At 62.4% G+C, this 17880-nt stretch carries 13 protein-coding genes; 4 read left to right on the top strand and 9 right to left on the bottom strand.

What is annotated here, in order from left to right; genetic code table 11:
* Positions 1–165: 165 nt before the first annotated feature.
* Positions 166–774: a superoxide dismutase gene (locus NQ519_RS09325; protein ID WP_019151416.1), complete on the bottom strand. Its 609-nt coding sequence runs from the start codon at positions 772–774 to the stop codon at positions 166–168.
* A gap of 206 nt (positions 775–980) precedes the next feature.
* On the opposite strand from NQ519_RS09325, the gene NQ519_RS09320 reads away from it, so the two are divergent.
* Entirely contained in the window at positions 981–2408 is a 1428-nt protein-coding gene (locus tag NQ519_RS09320) for a sialate O-acetylesterase (protein ID WP_019151417.1), read from the top strand.
* Between the two features lie 41 nt (positions 2409–2449).
* On the opposite strand, the gene NQ519_RS09315 is transcribed toward NQ519_RS09320, so the two are convergent.
* The 6 genes from NQ519_RS09315 to NQ519_RS09290 all read right to left on the bottom strand — a co-directional run bounded on the left by NQ519_RS09315 (position 2450) and on the right by NQ519_RS09290 (position 11148).
* Positions 2450–3658 carry a site-specific integrase gene (locus tag NQ519_RS09315; RefSeq protein ID WP_019151418.1) on the bottom strand — a complete coding sequence of 403 codons (1209 nt, stop codon included), beginning with the start codon at positions 3656–3658 and terminating at the stop codon, positions 2450–2452.
* A 119-nt stretch (positions 3659–3777) separates the two neighbouring features.
* Positions 3778–4257: a hypothetical protein gene (locus tag NQ519_RS09310; protein WP_019151419.1), complete on the bottom strand. Its 480-nt coding sequence runs from the start codon at positions 4255–4257 to the stop codon at positions 3778–3780.
* Between the two features lie 48 nt (positions 4258–4305).
* Positions 4306–5298: an aspartate-semialdehyde dehydrogenase gene (locus NQ519_RS09305; protein WP_019151420.1), complete on the bottom strand. Its 993-nt coding sequence runs from the start codon at positions 5296–5298 to the stop codon at positions 4306–4308.
* 131 nt (positions 5299–5429) lie between these two features.
* Positions 5430–7832, bottom strand: a complete 2403-nt coding sequence (locus NQ519_RS09300) for a transglycosylase domain-containing protein (protein WP_019151421.1) — start codon at positions 7830–7832, stop codon at positions 5430–5432.
* A gap of 36 nt (positions 7833–7868) precedes the next feature.
* Positions 7869–10799, bottom strand: coding sequence for a hypothetical protein (locus NQ519_RS09295; RefSeq protein WP_019151422.1), 2931 nt, complete (start codon positions 10797–10799; stop codon positions 7869–7871).
* Between the two features lies 1 nt (position 10800).
* On the bottom strand, positions 10801–11148 hold the full coding sequence (locus NQ519_RS09290; RefSeq protein ID WP_019151423.1) for a translation initiation factor: 348 nt from the start codon (positions 11146–11148) through the stop codon (positions 10801–10803).
* Positions 11149–11317: 169 nt separating this feature from the next.
* Between NQ519_RS09290 and NQ519_RS09285 the strand changes: the two genes are divergently transcribed.
* Complete coding sequence (locus NQ519_RS09285) at positions 11318–12415, top strand: DUF4435 domain-containing protein (RefSeq protein ID WP_026076673.1); 1098 nt, start codon at positions 11318–11320, stop codon at positions 12413–12415.
* 16 nt (positions 12416–12431) lie between these two features.
* On the opposite strand, the gene NQ519_RS09280 is transcribed toward NQ519_RS09285, so the two are convergent.
* A complete protein-coding gene (locus NQ519_RS09280; RefSeq protein ID WP_019151425.1) occupies positions 12432–13691 on the bottom strand; it encodes an aspartate kinase in 1260 nt (419 codons plus the stop codon).
* A 200-nt stretch (positions 13692–13891) separates the two neighbouring features.
* Entirely contained in the window at positions 13892–16027 is a 2136-nt protein-coding gene (locus tag NQ519_RS09275) for a prolyl oligopeptidase family serine peptidase (protein ID WP_019151426.1), read from the bottom strand.
* 285 nt (positions 16028–16312) lie between these two features.
* On the opposite strand from NQ519_RS09275, the gene NQ519_RS09270 reads away from it, so the two are divergent.
* Positions 16313–17140, top strand: coding sequence for a 2,3,4,5-tetrahydropyridine-2,6-dicarboxylate N-succinyltransferase (locus NQ519_RS09270; protein WP_019151427.1), 828 nt, complete (start codon positions 16313–16315; stop codon positions 17138–17140).
* A 2-nt stretch (positions 17141–17142) separates the two neighbouring features.
* Entirely contained in the window at positions 17143–17865 is a 723-nt protein-coding gene (locus NQ519_RS09265) for a biotin--[acetyl-CoA-carboxylase] ligase (RefSeq protein WP_019151428.1), read from the top strand.
* The last annotated feature ends 15 nt before the right edge of the window (positions 17866–17880 follow it).

The following is a 17880-nucleotide window of genomic DNA, read 5'->3' as shown; positions in this document are numbered from 1 at the left end:
CGCAGTTTATGCGATGCGAAGATACGGTCTTTTATGCAGAAAAAAGACTCTGCGGACGGAAAAAGACGCAAAAAGACGAATTTTGATTACATAATCGCCATTTCGAACAACGAAAGCCGCCTTCCGAAACGGGAAAGCGGCATTCTCACACGACGGTCCGGAAGGCTATTCCTTCGCGTAGCGGTCCTCCACGACACGCCAGTCGATGACGTTCCACAGCGCGCCCACGGCGTCGGCGCGGCGGTTGCGGTAGTCGATGTAGTAGGCGTGCTCCCAAACGTCGATCGCCAGCAGCGGCTTCATGCCCCGGCACATCGGATTGCCGGCGTTCTGTTCGCCGACGACCACCAACTCGCCCGACCCGTTCTCGGCCAGCCACACCCAGCCCGATCCGAACAGCCCGGCGGCAGCCTGCGCCATCCGTGTTTTCAGCCCGTCGAACGAACCGAAATCGCGGTCGATGGCCTCCGAAAGTTCGTTCGAGGGCGCTTTCTGCGGATGCGGGGAGAGTTGTCCGAAGAAAAATTCGTGGTTCCAAGCCTGCGCGGCGTTGTTGAAGATCGCACCGTCGGACGAGAGTACGATGTCTTCGAGCGGCTGTCCGGCAAAGGGCGTGTCGAGAATCAGCTCGTTGAGCTTGGCGACATAGCCCGCATAGTGCTTGTCGTGGTGGTAGCGCATCGTCTCGCCGGAGATCGCCGGCTCGAGCGCATCGTATGCGTAGGGCAGTTCCTGCGGCGTGAAACGCGGTTCGGTTGCGGTATCGGTTGCCATAATCAGAGGAATTATAAATAAGGTGATGAATGTCGTCATAAAAGGTCGTTTTTTACGTTATCCGCCCACCAGGGACACCCCCGCCGGGCTGCGCGTCGAACGGCATTCCAACAAATAAAATGCCCGATCGAGGTTTTTCGAATATTTTTCGTAATTTTGAGGTCTGCGACCGTTCTGTCGAATCCGATTAAATCCGATAACGAACCATGAAACGAATCCTTCTCACACTGGCCGCGCTCGGCACGGCCCTCACGATGCAGGCGAAAGTCGTCCTGCCCGGCATCTTCGGCGACAACATGGTGCTCCAGCAGCAGTCCGAAGCGCAGTTCTGGGGCAAAGCCGCTCCCGGAAAGAAAGTCACCATCCGCCCCTCGTGGAGCGCGAAGCCCGTGACGGCCACCGCCAGCCGCGACGGCCGCTGGCAGGCCGCCGTGCCCACCCCGGAGGCCGGAGGCCCCTACACGATCGAGCTGAGCGACGGCGAGACGCTGACGCTCCGTGACGTACTGATCGGCGAGGTGTGGCTCTGCTCCGGGCAGTCAAACATGGAGATGCCCGTGCGCGGCTTCTTCAACCAGCCCGTCGAAGGCTCGGCAGACGCGATCGTACGGGCCAAGGCCGCGACGCCGATCCGCCTCTGCACCGTGAACCGCGCCACGGCACGCACCCCGCAGGAGGAGTGCACGGCGCAATGGCAGAAGCACACCTCCGAGGCCGTCGCCGCGACGAGCGCCACGGCCTACTACTTCGCCCGCTACCTGCAAGAGGTGCTGGACGTTCCCGTGGGTGTCATCGTCACCTGCTGGGGCGGCACGCCCGTCGAGGCATGGATGGACCGCGAGACGATGGGCGGCTTCAAGGAGTTCGACCTCTCGTTCCTCGACGGCGACGGGAAGATCGACCGTCCTCAGAACAAGCCCTGCGGACTCTACAACGCCATGATCGCACCGCTCGTGCCCTTCACCGTCAAGGGCTTCCTCTGGTACCAGGGCGAATCGAACCGGCTGCGGCCCGGCCAGTACCGGGCGCTGATGCCGGCCTTCGTGAAGATGCTCCGCGAACGCTGGGCGCAGGGCGAACTGCCGTTCTACTACGTGCAGATCGCGCCCTACCGCTATGAGAATTCCAACGAAGCGGCGGGTTCGGTCCTGCTGCGCGAAGCCCAGCTGCGCAACCTCGGCGACATTCCGTCGAGCGGCATGGCCGTGACGATGGACATCGGCGACGAGAACTGCATCCACCCCGCCCGGAAAGAGGAGGTCGGCACACGCCTGGCATGGCTGGCGCTGACGAAAACCTACGGCATGAAGGGCATCGACGCCGACACGCCGGTTTATGAAAAGATGGAGGTTGCCGACGGCAAAGCCTATCTGACCTTCCGCACGGGCCGCGAGGGCCTCGCCCCGCTGGGCGACACGCTCACGGGCTTCGAGGTCGCCGGCGCCGACCGGGTGTTCCACCCCGCCACGGCCCGGATCGAAAAGGGCAAAGGACGCCTGATCGTCACGTGCGACGCCGTTGCGGAGCCCGTGGCCGTGCGCTACGCCTTCCGCAACTACGCCGAAGCTACGCTGTTCAACAGTTCGGGCATCCCCGCCTCCTCGTTCCGCACCGACGACTGGGAGGTGAAATGACAGCCGACGGGCCGGACTCCGAAAGGGTCCGGCCCGCTGCGTCATATCCGGGTCAGCGCCGACAGGATCTTCCGGTTGGCACAGTCGATCACCGAGCTCTCCAGCGAAGAGAGATAGATCCGGGTCGTGCGCTCGGAGGTGTGTCCCATGCCCGCGCTGATGACCGTGATGGGCACCCGGTGGTTGCGCGCCGCCGTCGCCCAGCTGTGGCGCGACGCGTAGGACGAAAGCCCCTCTTCGAGCCCGAGGAGCTGCGAGAGCCGCTTCAGCTGGCGGTTGTAATAGTTCAGCGCTATCTGATACTGCGAATAGGCCCTGCCGGGCTCCTCGGCGGTCAGCAGCGGAAAGACGTAAGGCGTATTCCGGGTGCGCCACTCGTACCGCCGGACGATCTCCCGCATGCACGTCTCCAAATGCACGGTCATCAGCTGCCCCGTCTTGCGCCGCACGTAATTGATCTCCCCGCCCGAGAGGTCGCGCTTCCGCAGGAAGGCCATATCGACAAACGACATCCCGCGCGTGCAGTAGCTGAAAATAAAGAGGTCGCGGGCCAGCGCCAGGGCGTCCGATCCGCTCAGGTCGAGGTTCCGGAGCCGGCCGATGAGCCGCTCCTCGACGGCCCGCTTGCGGGTGTGGTCGATGCCCGTGTAGACGCCGCTGAACGGAAAACTCTGCTCTGTAAGGCGCTGCCGGACCGCCCGGTTGTAGACGGCGCGGAGAATGCGCATGTAGAACGACACGGTGTTGCGCACGACGCCGCGCCGGACGAGATAGGCGTTGTACTCCTCGACCAGCGGCTCGGTAAAGGCGGCGAAGGGAAGGTCCGTGCCGCCGAGAAAAGCCGAAAAGCTGTTGAGCGTGCGCGCGTAGTTGCGCGCCGTCCCCAGCCGCCCTTCCGAAGTCAGCCGGGCGATCTGCCCCCGCAGGAATGCCAGTACAGAGACATCCCGGTGCGGGGTGCGGAAACGCGCGACGATCTCGTCCGCCGTGTACGGACGCCTTTCGAGCGTCAGGTCGCGGACGATACGCAGCAGCAGGGCCACGTCGCCGTCGATGCGGAGCCGGATCACCGACGCCTCGCCGGGAAGCGGCAGGACGTGCCCGGCAGCGGCGTCCCACCATGCGGGGAGAATGCGGATGCGGGTGGCGATGCGGCGGACCTGACGGTCGTGCGTCACCTGATAATAGATGCTCCCGGCCTTGCCCGGGACACGCGATGTGCGGAATTTCACCTTTACGGAAGTAGTCATAATTCAAGAAATTTATTCCGAAAGGTCGCAATTATCGCACATTTCGCACGCATGCCGGCCGGACAGACGACACAAAAACCCCGGAGTTCGCACTCCGGGGTTCGTTCTATGCAAGCCGTCTACATGCAGGTCAGAATCAGGACGGCCATCGGCACCGCAGGCCACCACGTCCGCCGCCGCTCCTCCGCAGGAAACAGCCGGGCGATGTCCTCCGAACGTTCGAAGTAACGCAGCACTCCGAACCACAAGGCGCACATCACCGCGTTAGTCAGCAGCGCGCTCGCGGGCACCGAAAAGGCACCCGGGAGGTCGCCGAAAACCGGACGATACAGGAACAGGGCCGCGAAATGCGCCGCACTTTTCAATCCCGCATACAGGCTGACCTGCTGCACGGCATAAGGACTCCGTCGCAGCAGCAGCCACAGCAGCGTCAAGGGCAGCAGGGAGGCAAAGAGCGTGACGGCAGCCGTCCACGTCGTCGGCAGGGAGCCGGAAGCGGCCCATGCGAGCAGCCACGACCACATCCGGGAAACGCCGTAAGCGCCGAACAGCCATACGGGTCCGGGCATCGCATAAAGGGCGGAAAGCAATTTTTTCATGGCATCGGGCCGTTATCAGATCCGACGGCGGAGACCGCCGCCGGAGAGTCAGATCAGCGTTTCGAGGATCTGCACGGCGTTGAGCGCCGCACCCTTCCGGATCTGGTCGCTCACGCACCAGAACGTCAGTCCGTTCTCGCAGGTCAGGTCCTTGCGGATACGGCCCACGTAGACAGGGTCGTTGCCGGCGATGAAGAGCGGCATCGGGTAGACCTTGCCGGCCGGGTCGTCCATCAGCACTACGCCCGGCTCCTTGGCGAAGGCCGCGCGGACCTCCTCCACCGACACGGGGCGTTCGGTCTCGAGCCACACGCTCTCCGAATGGGCGCGCATCACCGGAACGCGCACGCAGGTCGCCGACACGCGGATGTCCGAGTGCATGATCTTGCGCGTCTCGTGGAACATCTTCATCTCCTCCTTCGTGTAGTCGTTGTCGGTGAACACGTCGATATGCGGAATCACGTTATAGGCCAGCTGGAAAGCGAATTTCGCCACCGTGGGCTCCTTGCCCGCGCCGAGCTCGGCATACTGCGTCTCCAGCTCCGTCATGGCGGCGGCTCCGGCGCCGCTGGCCGACTGGTAGGTCGAGACATGCACGCGGGTGATGTGCGAGAGCTTCTCGACGGCGTTCAGCGCCACGACCATCTGGATCGTCGTGCAGTTGGGGTTGGCGATGATGCGGCGGGGCGCATTCTTCGCATCCTCGGGATTGACCTCCGGCACCACGAGGGGCACGTCGTCATCCATGCGGAAGGCGCTCGAATTGTCGATCATGACCGTACCGTGTTTGGTGATCGTATCGGCGAACTCCTTCGACGTTCCGGCCCCGGCCGAGGTCAGGGCGAAGTCGATCCCCTTGAAATCGTCGTTGTGTTGCAGCAGTTTGACCTCGATCTCCTTTCCGCGAAACTTGTATTTGCGTCCCGCACTGCGCTGGGACCCGAACAGCACGAGTTCGTCGATCGGAAGCGCCCGTTCCTCCAAAATTCGCAGAAATTCCTGGCCCACAGCACCGCTGACGCCCACAATAGCAATTTTCATCCTGATTAAAATTAAAAAGTGATCATCGTTCCCGCTCGGACGGACCGTACACGGAAGCTCCGGGGACAAATATAACGAAATCAGTACGAAATGCAAAAAAAATCGACCGGCACAATGGCCGGCCGTAATCATCAATTAAAGAAGTCGTCCTCGTCGGAGGTATCGGGCTTCCCGGGATCGACCTCTTCGTCGCAGTCGTAGCGGGGCATCATCGCCGGACGCAGGAACTGATCCCCGCGGCCGATGCCGAAGCGTCCGTCGTCGTAGACCCGCTTCATGAAATCGCCGACGATCGGCAGGGCCATCACGCTGCCCTCGCCGCCGCGGACGAAGTGCACCGACTGGTCCTCGCCGCCGACCCAGGCCCCTGCCACGAGCTTCGGAGCCACGCACATGAACCATGCGTCGCGGTTCTGGTTCGATGTTCCGGTCTTGCCGCCGATCTCCACGTCGTTGAATCCGAACTGCCACTTCAGACGCCCGGCCGTTCCCGCATTGACCACGCCCTGCAACATCGTGAGCATCGTGTAGGCCGTGCGTTCGCTGATGGCGTCCTGCGACTGGGGGATGAACGAAGCGATCAGGTTGCCCTGCCGGTCCTCGATGCGGGTCACGAAGATCGCATCGGTGTGCACGCCCTGGTTGGCGAAGGTCGAGAAGGCGCTCACCAACTCGTAGACATTCGACTCCGAGGAGCCGAGGGCCAGCGCCGGCACCGGATCGATGTAACTGCGGATACCCATGTTATGGATGAAGTCGGCCACGGCCGCCGGCTGCTTGGCCTGCTTCATGATCCACGCCGAATAGTTGTTGCGGCTGCGTGCCAGGCCCCAGCTCAGGGGATGCAGCACGCCGTCGTACTCGACGTTGCCGGCCTCCTTGGGCGACCACGCCGTGCCGTTGGCCGTCTCGATGGTCGTCGGCAGGTTCGGGACCATCGTGCAGGGGGTCATACCCAGATGGTCGATGGCGAAGGTATAGACGAAGGGCTTGATCGTCGAACCGATCTGCCGCTTGCCCTGCCGGGCCATGTCATACTTGAAATAACGGAAATTGGGGCCTCCGACATAGGCTTTTACAAAACCTGTGCGGGGATCGAGCGCCACCATCGCAGCGCGCATGATCCGCTTGTGGTGGAGAATCGAGTCGCGCGGGGTCATCAGCGTGTCGCGTTCGCCCTTGTAGGTGAAGACCTTCATGTCGCAGGGTTTGTCGAATGCGGCCTGTATCTGCTTCTCGCTCGCCCCGGCGTTCTTCATCTCGCGGTAGCGGTCCGAATAGCGGACGGCGTGGCGCATGATGCGCTCGCGCTCCTCGCGGTCGGCGCCGATGAAAAGCGTCTTGGTGCTGCGGTACTGCGCGTCCATCTTGGGCTGGATCTCCTTCTCCATCTGCCGCTGCACGGCCTGCTCGGCATAGGACTGCATCACGGAGTTGATCGTGGTGTAGATTTTCAGTCCGTCGCGGTAGATGTTGTAGGGCGTGCCGTCGGCCTTGCGGTTTTTGAGGCACCAGCCGTAGAGCGGATTCTCGTCGTACTCCTTCACCGCCTGGTCGTAGTCCCATTCGTTGTAGAACTGGCTGCGCTTGGGCCGCTCGGCGTTCATCACCAGACGCAGCATCTCGCGGAAATAGGTCGCCGAGCCCTCGTTATGCGACACGGGCCGGTAGTTCAGCACGATGGGCAGCGCCGCGATCGAGTCGCGCTGCCTGCGCGTCAGCGCCCCGGCCTCCTCCATGCGCGAAAGCACGAGGTTGCGGCGCGCGAGGGCGTTGTCCGGATTGCGCACCGGGGAGTAGCGCGTCGGGGCGTTCACCACGCCCACCAGCACGGCCGCCTCCTGCACGTTCAGCTCGTCGGGCTCCTTGTTGAAGAACGTGTGGGCCGCCGACTTGATGCCGTAGGCGTTCGAGCCGAATTCCACCGTATTGAGGTACATCGCGGCGATCTCCTCTTTGGTATAGTTGTATTCGAGTTTGAGGGCCGTGATCCACTCTTTCAGCTTCGCCGTCACGAGCTTGGCCTTGCGGACGACGGCGCCGCGGTTGCGGGCCGTATCGCGCGGGAAGAGGTTCTTGGCCAGCTGCTGGGTGATGGTCGAGCCGCCGCCCTGCGAGGTGTTCTGCATCAGCAGCGTCTTCACCGCCACACGCGCCAGCGAGGGGATGTCGATGCCCGAATGGCCGCGGAAGCGGATGTCCTCGGTCGAGATGAGCGCCGCGACGATCGGCGGCACCTCGTATCCGTCGAGCCGGATGCGGAGCGTCGAATCCGACGGAAAGAGGTCCGCGTACTGCACGTAGGAGCGGTTCTGCACGAAGAAGGTGCCGATGACCTTGCCGTCCTCGGAATAGATCTCCGTGGCGAGGTTGCTGCGGGGGTTCTCCAGCTCCTCGAACGAGGGCATGCGCCCGAAGACGCCGAGCGCCGTCAGCAGCAGCAGCACGCCCACGAACGCAAAGGGTGCGAGCGCCACGCACCAGATCCATTTTATCATTTTCGGACTCACGCCCGTCTTTTTACGCTGTGTCATACGACCAAAATTTGCGGTAAAGATACGAAATATTCCTTAAAACGGTAGCCCCACCGACGCCGCGAACCACACGGAGCCGTTCGAAGGCTTGTAGCACGACAGTTTGAAGGTCGAGGTGGCCGACGCAGGCTGGCGGAAGGCGTTGAAATCGACGACGAGATCGCCGCCCGCGGACCAGATGCGCCGCCAGACATCGTGTCCCGCGTCGCGGAACTGCGCGTAGTCGCCGCCGGCGTTGAGCCGGATGCGCTTGATGTAAATCACCGACCCGATACCGCCCTCGGGGCACCACACCGGCAACTGGTAATCGAACGACACGGCCGTGTAGTTGTTCGACAGAATGTCCGCCGAGGTGAATCCGCGGGGAATGAGGCGCGTCGAACGGTAGCTGAGCGGCGAGTAGCCCGAGGGGTATTTGTACCCTCCGAGCGAGGTCTGATAGGTCGCGGCGACTTTCACCGAATTGTGGCGCATGAATCCCGGCAGGTAAGCCTGTCCGTAGAACGAAATCAGGTCGCTGAAATGGGAGTTCGCCGGATTGAACGTGTAGTTCGTGCTGAGGGTGTAGCCCCAGCGGGGAGCGAAATCGCGGTGGGACATGCGCACCTGGTCCGAGAAACCCACGCCGAACGAGAGTTTGTGCAGCCCCTTGCGGAATCCGATGTGCTGGATGTTGGAGATCAGCCCTCCCTGGCCCCATTCGATCTCCCGCATATTGGCGACCATGCCGTTGGAGTAGTTCCAGCCCGTCGAGACGGAGAGCTGGCGCGTATGGTAGCCCTGCTGGAAATAGAGCGGCAGCGTGGCCGACAGCCCCACGGAGTAGTATTTGTCGGGCGCGGGGCGCGACTGATATTCGTATTTTCCGGTCTGCCGGTTATACTGTCCGAGCGAGTAGAAGAGCTGGTTGCCGCCGTAGGAGGCGTCGAGGTCGAAGCGCACGCCCAGCCCGAAATAGCGCACCCCGAGGTTCACCAGCGAACCTTCGCTGCGGTTCCAGCCGTAGGAGGCGTAAGCCTCGGTGTTCGACAGGAGGTTCTGCGACAGAAGCGTGAAGCCCAGATTGAGGTCGATGACGTGTTCGTCCACCGCGGCGAACGGATTGAACGCCAGCGGCATCCAGCTGTGGACATTGATCAGGTTGGGCACCTTGCGGTAACGCTTCGTGCGGAACGAATCGCGCTGCATCCGGGAGTCGGCCGCATCGAAACGCACCGTATCAAGGTTCACCACGTCCCAGCGCCTGCGCGGCGGATTGACGAGGTTGACCGGCAGACGCGACGGCGCGACGGGGATCAGCGCGCTGTCCGCGGCCTGCTCCGTGACGCGGTAGCCGCGGCGGTCGTAGGTCGTCAGCAGCACGCGGCCGCCGGCAGGAGCCGGAGAGAAAGAGCCGTAGGCCGAGGTCGTGATGCGGTATTCGCGGCCGTCCGTCAGGTCGTAGCAATGGGCCTCGTCCTTGCCCGAGGCGATCGAGCCGTAGTAGAGTTTGCCGCCGCCGGCCCGGAGATTCGAAAGGGTGATGTAGGCCCCCTCGGTGATCGGATGCACCCCTTCGCTGTCGATGCGGCCGATCCACATGCCGCTGTCATCGGTGACGAGGACGTACCACGCCGCCGTCCGGTCGTCCCACGCCAGCCCGTGCACCTCGGTCCGGCCCGGCGTCGCCAGGCGCCGTTCGGGTTCCGACCCGCGCCGCACGACGACCGTATAGCGGCCGTCGGGATCGTACTCGACCCACCCCAGTTCGTCGGGCGTCTCCACCGGGAAGAGCGCCCTGCGGCGTCCGGCGACCGAGCGGGGCACGCCGTCGGAGAGCTCCATATAACAAAGCTGCGAATTGACGCGCTGTTCGAAGAGTTTCGAGCGGCGGTATTCGGTCCACCACACCCGTCCCCCGCACAGCGAAGGGCGGGTCGAGACCTGCCCCGTGTAGCAGACGAGGCGTTCGCGGCCCGTGCGGCGGTCGATCTCGACGAAGCGCGACACACGGTCGAGGTCGGTTTTGAGCGCCAGCACGGCCGTATCGCCCAGCGGCAGGGGCCATTGGTAGGTGGTGTGGTTCTTTTCGGGCAGTCGGGTCAGGGTTGCGGCGCTGTCCTCGGCGGCGGGCAGCGAATCCCAATAGCGTTCCAGTTCGTCGAAGGTCTCGCGGAAGAGCTTCTGCACGTTGGTCTTGTAGAACTTGCCCAGGGCGACGCGCGTGGTGGCCAGCACGTAGGGGTTGCGCGAACCGTACCACGCGACCTTGTCCCAGACATTTTCACCGTAACGCTCCCAGGCATAGGAACATATCTGGTATCCCAGTTCGTAGTGGTCGGGAATGTAGTCGCGGTAGGAGCCGCAGAACCAGCGGTCGATGTTGCGCCGGTCGCGGCCGACGCTGCCCATCGCGCGGTAGGCCATCGAGAACGAGGGCTGCAACCCCCGTCCGAACGACGACATCATCGTCTCGGACATCACGGCGTCGCCCTCCATAGCCCAGATCGGCATGCACAGCAGGCCGATGGTCGAACCCTGCTGCCCCAGCACGTAGCTCAGGGCGCGGATGACGCCCCGGTCGAGGTTGTTGTACTGCACGGCATGGCGGTATTCGTGGGCCACGAGCTGTTTGTACCACGGCATCGAGTAGCCCTCGACGGCCGGCGAGGTGAGGAACTCCACACGCTTGGGAAGATACATCACCAGCCCGTTCGACTGGAAATTCTCGGGGTGCATGACGAAGGGGATGCGCATCGGACCGTGGCGGAAGCCGTAGGCGATGTCGGGCTGCACGGTGCGGATGTAGAACAGCGTGCGCCGGGCGACGGCCGACACGGTGTCGGGATAGATCATCCGCACGTCGGGCGTGCGGATCGCAGACCACTTCATCGGAGGGTCCGAACCCCACGTGTAATACTGGGCGGCGGCGCGCTCGGCACCGCAGACGGCGACGAGCGCCGCGAGCAGGAACAGCAGCCGGCGCACGTCAGCTGCCGGCTTTTTTGCAGCGGTAGCCGCTGCGGGTGAGAATCTCGACCACGCGGTCGCGGTGGTCGCCCTGAATGATGATTTCGCCCTCCTTGGCGGCACCTCCGACGCCGCAGCGGGTCTTCAACAGGCGCGCCAGCTCCTGCAAATCCCCGTCGCGGCCCACGAAGCCCCTGACGAGGGTCACGACCTTGCCGGCCCGCTGCTTGCGGTCGAGCCACACCCGCAGGTCCTGCCGCGCCGGGGGCAGGGTCTCCGCCTCGGGCTCTTCGGCCGTTTCGTATTTGAAGCCGGGATCGGTCGAATAGACCATCCCGAGCCGCGCTTTCCAGTCGTTGTCCGCCATAATTGTTCGAATGGTTGCAAATGAACGCCGAAAGGGACGTAATTTATTGCGCAAAATTAGCAAAATATTTATCTTTGGTGTCGCAACGACCCGTTAATTTGTCGAAAAGCTCCGCCGGACCGTGCGCAAATTCGCTTCCGCAGCGGGTCTGTATTATTTTTATATGCGTATGGCAAAAAAGTTCCGCGAAAAACTGCGCCGGCTCAACCCCTTCTCGCAGCCGATGACGCCCGAACGGCTGCCCGAGCCCCTGCCCGCCAATCCGGACCAGCGGCTGGTGAAGGTCTATGTCGAAGGCTACGAGGACGTGGCATTCTGGCGCGGGATTTTCGACCATTTCCAGAATCCCTACCTGCGGTTCGAAATCTCGGTGCCCGACCGCGGCGACCTGCCCAAAGGCAAAAAGGTGCTGATGGGGATGATCCCCCGTTCGTCGGAGGAGACGATCCTCTGCGTCGATTCCGATTTCGACTACCTCTTCGCCGACCGCACGCCCCAGTCGAAGGAGGTCAACGGCAGCCGGTTCATGTTCCACACCTACGCCTACGCCACCGAGAACTACCTCTGCTACGCCCCCTCGCTGCACAACGTCTGCGTGAAGGCCACCAAGAACGACACACGCATCTTCGACTTCGTGAAATTCATGCGCGAATACTCGTGCACGATCTACCCGCTGTTCGTCTGGTACGCCTACTCGGCGCAGCTGGCCACGGAGAACGTCTTTCCGCTGATCGACTTCAAGCAGTCGGTGCGCATCGGCTACCTCGACATCGAGAACAACGGCGAAAAGACCCTCGAATGGCTCCGGCGCAACGTCACGAAGCGCGAGGAGCTGCTCCGCCGGCGCAATCCGCGGATGATCGAACCGATGAAGGAATTCGAGGAACAGCTCAAGGAACGCGGACTGAAACCCGAGAACGCCTATCTGTTCATGCACGGCCATACGCTGATGGACAACGTGGTGATGATCGCCCTGAACACCGTGTGCGAGAAGCTGCGGGCGATGTCGATCGCCAAGATCACCGCATCGAAGAAGCAGGGCGTGGCGCTCAAGAACGAGATGGCGAACTACACCAATTCGCTGCGCTCGATCCGCGACGTGCTCCTGGACAACGAGAATTACACCAAATGCGCGCTCTACAAACGTCTGGAGCGCGACATCGAACGCTATATCGCCCGCACGATCTGGAGCATGAAGCGCAACGGCGAGATCCGGGAAACGTCGATGATCGGCATCATCCACCGCCTCCGGCAGGGGCAGGAGTAAAAAAAGGAGTGTTTTTCTAACACTCCTTTTTCCGTACCACGCGCACGGTGGACTGCGTCGCCTGCCGCACGAAGACCTGCGGACCGCGGGCGTATCTGCGCCACAGCTCGTCGGTATAGCCGCGCACGGTCAGCAACTCCATATTCTCGGCCTTCATCACGTCGAAGCCCGCCTCGCGCAGCGCCTCGACCGCCTCGTCGATGTGCCACGAATTATCGACGCACAGACTCAGGTTCACGGCCGAGTTGTGGATCAGGTTGGTCTTGATGCGGAACCGCTCCAGCAGCGAGAAGATCGTGGCGAACTTCTCCTCCAGCACGAACGAAAAGTCGCGCGAACGGATCGTCAGCAGCACCTGGTCCTTCTTGAGGATCAGGATGGGCACATCGACCGGGGCCGACATGCCGCGGATGACCGTACCGGGCTTGCGCTTGTCGCCGAAAGGACGCACATAGAGTGGAATGTTCTTGTTCTGAAGGGGTTTGATCGTCTTGGGGTGGATGATCTGCGCTCCGCTGTAAGCCAGCTCGATGGTGTCGAGGTAGTTCAGTTCGGTGATCTGCACGGCATCGGGGAACGCTTTCGGATCGGCGTTCATCACGCCGTCCACGTCCTTCCACACCGACATCGACTCGGCGTCGAGGATGTTGGCCACCACGGCCGCCGAATAGTCCGAGCCCTCGCGCCCCAGCGTGGTGGTCGTGCCGTCGGGAGCCCCGCCGATGAATCCCTGTCCGATGAAGATATTCTCGTCACACTTGCCCAGCGCGTTTTTCAACAGTTCCGTCGAGGCTTCGAGGTTCACCCCGGCATCCTTGTGACGCTGTTCGGTGAGGAAGCAGCGGCGCATGTCGATCCAGCGGTTGGGAACCCCGGCGTAGTTGAGGTATTCGGAGATGATCGTCGTCGAAACCAGCTCGCCGTAGGCCACGATCGTGTCGTACCACAACTCGGCGTCGGCCGGTTTATAGTCGGTCTCCACGGCTATTTTTTCCAGCTCGTCGAACAGCGCATCGACCGCCGGCAGGCGTTTGGGACCGCGCCACAGGTCGTCGATGATCTCCGCATGGTATTTGCGCAGCGCCTCGACGTTGTCCAGCGAAAGCTGCCGGTCCCCTTTCTGAACCCCCTCGAACACCTTTTCCAGCGCATTGGTCGTCTTGCCCATCGCCGAAACGATGATGAACAGGTTCTGTTCGTCGTCGATGATCTTGCGCAGGTTTCTCACGCCGTCGGCATTCCGCACCGACGCGCCTCCGAATTTATAGACCTTCATGTTATCTCTCGTTTTAACCTAACTAACCTTACCTTACTGTCTTACCGCTATCTACTGCCGTACTCTCGCGGCCATCGGCCGCGTTTACAAATCTCCCCCACCCCAAACCCCTCCCGTGGGAGGGGCTTGTCGCAACGCAACCGGGATTTCGACTGGATTTACAACCGGATGTCCCGAAATGAAAAACCAATTTTTAATTCTTAATTCTTAATTACCTTATAGGGCACTCCGATGTTCTGGAACAGGAATGCGTACTGATCCGTCGCTTCGTCGATGCGCTTCGAGGTGGGTTTGCCGGCCCCGTGGCCCGCCTTCGACTCGATGCGGATCAGGATCGGGGCGTCGCCCGCCTGGGCGTGCTGCATCGCGGCCGCGAACTTGAACGAATGGGCCGGCACGACGCGGTCGTCGTGGTCGGCGGTGGTCACCAGCGTCGCGGGATATTTCGTCCCCTCCTTGATGTTGTGCAGCGGGGAGTACTTATAAATATAGGAGAACTGCTCCTCGTTGTCCGACGAACCGTACTCCACGGCCCAGCCCCAGCCGATGGTGAACTTGTGGTAGCGCAGCATGTCCATCACGCCGACGGCCGGGAAGCAGACGGCGTAGAGGTCCGGACGCTGCACCTCGCAGGCTCCGACCAGCAGACCGCCGTTCGAACCGCCGCGGATCGCCAGCTTGTCCGACGAAGTGTATTTCTCGGCGATGAGGTATTCGGCCGCCGCGATGAAGTCGTCGAAGACGTTCTGCTTGTTTTCCAGCATGCCGGCCTTGTGCCACGCCTCGCCGTACTCCGAACCGCCGCGCAGGTTGGCTTCGCAGTAGACGCCGCCCTGCTCGATGAAGAGGATCGTCGTCGGGGTGAATCCGGGGGTGATGTTGATCTGGAAACCGCCGTAGGCATAGAGCAGGCAGGGATTCTTGCCGTCGCGTTTCAGCCCCTTGCGGCAGGTGATGAACATCGGGACCCGGGTACCGTCCTTCGACGTGTAGAACACCTGCTCGGTCGTGAACTGCGAGGGATCGAATTTCACCTCCGGGGCCTTGTAGAGCGTCGATGCCCCCGAGGCGATGTCGTATTTGTAGACGGTCGCGGGCGACGTGTAGTTGGTCAGCGTATAGTAGAGCTCCGTATCCTCCCTCTCGCCGCCGAAGCCGCCGACCGTACCGATGGCGGGCAGCTCGACCGTGCGCACCAGCTTGCCGTCGTAGTCGTACTGACGGACCCGGTTCTGCGCATCCTGCAAGTAGTAGGCGAACAGATAGCCGCCGGCCGTGCCGACCCCTTCGAGCAGGTTTTTCCCATCTTCGGGAATCACCGTCGCAACCTTGGCGGGAGCGTTCAGCTCGATGCGTTTGAGCGCGTAGTTCGAGGCGCCCTCGTTGGTGACGAAGAACAGCGCGTCGTCCTTGCAATCGACGGGCATGTAATCGGCATCGAAGCCCGGGAGCAACGTGCGGAATTTCGGTTCCGAGACTTTCTTATAAAGAATTTCGTTCCCCGACGTACCCTCGGAACCCACGATGAAGAGCCACTTGCCGTCGTCGGAAGGCACGGCCGAGAAGTAGCGCAGCGGGTGCGCCTTGTCCTCGTAGACGAGTTTGTCGGCCGACTGGGGCGTACCCAGTTCGTGGTAGTAAACTTTCTGGAATTCATTCTTGGACGAATAGGCGCTCTTTTTCGGCGCGTCGTAGGCGCTGTAATAGAATCCCTTGGAATCGGGAGCCCACCGGGCGCCCGAGAACTTCACCCACTCGATCCTGTCGGCGGCGAGCGACTTGTCGGCGGTGTCCATCACGCGGATCTCCACCCAGTCGGAACCCGACGCGGCGGCCGAATAGGCGAACCAGCGTCCGTCCTTCGAGAACGACATGGCGGCCAGCGCCACCGTTCCGTCGTCGGAGAGCGTGTTGGGGTCGAGGAACACCTCGCCCGGGGTGCCCGGCTCCTTCGTGCGCCAGATCACCGCCTGGTTCTGCAAGCCGTCGTTATAGGTATAGTACCACCAGTCGCCGTGCTTCGCGGGAGCCCCCTCCTTGGGATAGTTCCACAACTCGGTCAGCCGCTCGCGGATCGCCCCGCGGAACGGAATCTGCGAGAGATAGTCCTGGGTCACGGCGTTCTCGGCGGCGACCCAGGCGGCCGTCGCTTCGGAATTGTCGTCTTCGAGCCACCGGTAGGGATCGGGAACCTCGGTACCGAAATAGTTGTCCACCACGTCGCCGCGCTCGGTTTCGGGGTAAGGCAGGTGTTTGATCTGTTTCATGTCGCTGCAACTTGCCGCCACCGCCGCTGCACCGAGCAGGACGGCGGCTTTGTAGAAAAAACTCGTCATAATAGAACCGTTTGGGTAATGATCGGGACAAAGTTAGGAAAAAAACAGAAAACAACGCACTTTCCCGACTCATTGTAAGTGCATTGCCCGCATTTTTTCGTTTACGGCCATACATTCGCGGCTTCGCTGCGTTCGCAGATCCGACCCACCCCCAAATCCCCGCCCCAGGCGGGGGCTTACGTTCAGCCCGAATCCCCTTCCGGGCCGGCGACTCATATTTTTCAGACCCGATGGCCGAGTTATCCGATATTTTCAGTAACTTCGGCCTGCGAAAAACAACGGACTATGTACAACGAACTCAAAACGATAATCGAGCAGGCGTGGGAAGACCGCGCACTGCTTCAGGACCCCGCCGTGCAGCAGGCCGTGCGGCAGGTCGTGGAACTGGTGGACAAGGGGCAGCTCCGCACGGCGGAGCCCGTCGCCCCGGACGCGAGCGAATGGCAGGTCAACGAATGGGTCAAGAAGGCCGTGATCCTCTACTTCCCGATCCAGCCCATGCGCAAGATGAAGGCCGGGGAGCTGGAGTGGTACGACAAGATGGAGCTCAAACACGGCTACGAAGAGCTGGGCGTGCGCGTCGTGCCTCACGCCGTGGCGCGCTACGGAGCCTACATCGCCCCGGGGGCGATCCTGATGCCCTCGTACGTGAACATCGGCGCCTACGTCGATACCGGCACGATGGTGGACACGTGGGCCACGGTCGGTTCGTGCGCCCAGATCGGCAAGCACGTCCACCTCTCGGGAGGCGTGGGCATCGGCGGCGTGCTGGAACCCGTGCAGGCCGCACCGGTCATCATCGAGGACAACTGCTTCATCGGCTCGCGCTGCATCGTGGTCGAGGGGGCGCACGTCTGCCGCGAAGCCGTGCTGGGCTCGAACACCGTCATCACCGGCTCGACGCACATCATCGACGTTACGGGACCCGAGCCCGTCACCTACAAAGGCTATGTGCCGCCCCGCTCGGTGGTCGTCCCGGGCAGTTACCGCAAACAGTTCCCGGCGGGCGAATACAGCGTCACCTGCGCGCTGATCATCGGACAGCGCAAGGAGTCCACCGACAAGAAAACATCGCTCAACAACGCCCTGCGCGACTTCGGCGTATCGGTATAGGCATGATCTACCGCATCGAAGAGACCACCTCCACGAACGACGACGCCCGCGACGCGAAATACCGCCACGGCGACATCGTATGGGCCGAACGGCAAACCGCCGGGCGCGGCCAGCGGGGACATACGTGGACGAGCGCCGAGGGCGAGAACCTCACCTTCTCGGTGGTGCTCTGCCCCCGGTTCCTGCCCGTCGGCGAGCAGTTCCTGCTGTCGGAGGCCGTGGCGCTGGCGCTCACGGACACCTTCGCGCAGGCAGGCATCGAGACCCGCATCAAGTGGACCAACGACATCTACGCCGGCGACCGGAAGCTGGTCGGCATCCTGATCGAGCACAGCTACTCGGGGCCGACGCTCGACCGCACGGTCGTCGGAATCGGCATCAACGTCAACCAGACGCAATTCGACCCGGCGCTTCCGAACCCCGTGTCGATGGCCGCCGCCGCGGGCCGCAGGTTCGACCGCCGCGAAGTGCTCGAAACCTTCCGCGAACGGCTCGAAGCCCGCTACGCGCAACTCGAAGAGGGCGCCGCCGAAGCCTTGCAGCGCGACTACCGCGAACGCATGTACGGACTGGGCCGGCGCCGCACGTTCCGCCTCCCCGACGGCACGCCGTTCGGGGCCGTGATCGAGGGCGTCCGCCCCTCAGGAGAACTGCTGCTGCGCCATGACGACGGCCTGCTGCGGGAATACCTGTTCAAAGAGGTGGAATTCGTGATAAATTCCTGACACAAATCCTTGCTG

Origin of the sequence: Alistipes senegalensis JC50 (genome assembly GCF_025145645.1) — a bacterium.
Taxonomy (GTDB): Bacteria; Bacteroidota; Bacteroidia; order Bacteroidales; family Rikenellaceae; genus Alistipes; species Alistipes senegalensis.
This window is presented reverse-complemented; position numbering and strand designations above follow the sequence as displayed.

Coding starts and splice junctions, on each gene's coding strand:
- NQ519_RS09325 (WP_019151416.1), bottom strand. CDS start 774: ATGGCAACCGATACCGCAACCGAACCGCGTTTCACGCCGCAGGAACTG.
- NQ519_RS09320 (WP_019151417.1), top strand. CDS start 981: ATGAAACGAATCCTTCTCACACTGGCCGCGCTCGGCACGGCCCTCACG.
- NQ519_RS09315 (WP_019151418.1), bottom strand. CDS start 3,658: ATGACTACTTCCGTAAAGGTGAAATTCCGCACATCGCGTGTCCCGGGC.
- NQ519_RS09310 (WP_019151419.1), bottom strand. CDS start 4,257: ATGAAAAAATTGCTTTCCGCCCTTTATGCGATGCCCGGACCCGTATGG.
- NQ519_RS09305 (WP_019151420.1), bottom strand. CDS start 5,298: ATGAAAATTGCTATTGTGGGCGTCAGCGGTGCTGTGGGCCAGGAATTT.
- NQ519_RS09300 (WP_019151421.1), bottom strand. CDS start 7,832: ATGACACAGCGTAAAAAGACGGGCGTGAGTCCGAAAATGATAAAATGG.
- NQ519_RS09290 (WP_019151423.1), bottom strand. CDS start 11,148: ATGGCGGACAACGACTGGAAAGCGCGGCTCGGGATGGTCTATTCGACC.
- NQ519_RS09285 (WP_026076673.1), top strand. CDS start 11,318: ATGGCAAAAAAGTTCCGCGAAAAACTGCGCCGGCTCAACCCCTTCTCG.
- NQ519_RS09280 (WP_019151425.1), bottom strand. CDS start 13,691: ATGAAGGTCTATAAATTCGGAGGCGCGTCGGTGCGGAATGCCGACGGC.
- NQ519_RS09275 (WP_019151426.1), bottom strand. CDS start 16,027: ATGACGAGTTTTTTCTACAAAGCCGCCGTCCTGCTCGGTGCAGCGGCG.
- NQ519_RS09270 (WP_019151427.1), top strand. CDS start 16,313: ATGTACAACGAACTCAAAACGATAATCGAGCAGGCGTGGGAAGACCGC.
- NQ519_RS09265 (WP_019151428.1), top strand. CDS start 17,143: ATGATCTACCGCATCGAAGAGACCACCTCCACGAACGACGACGCCCGC.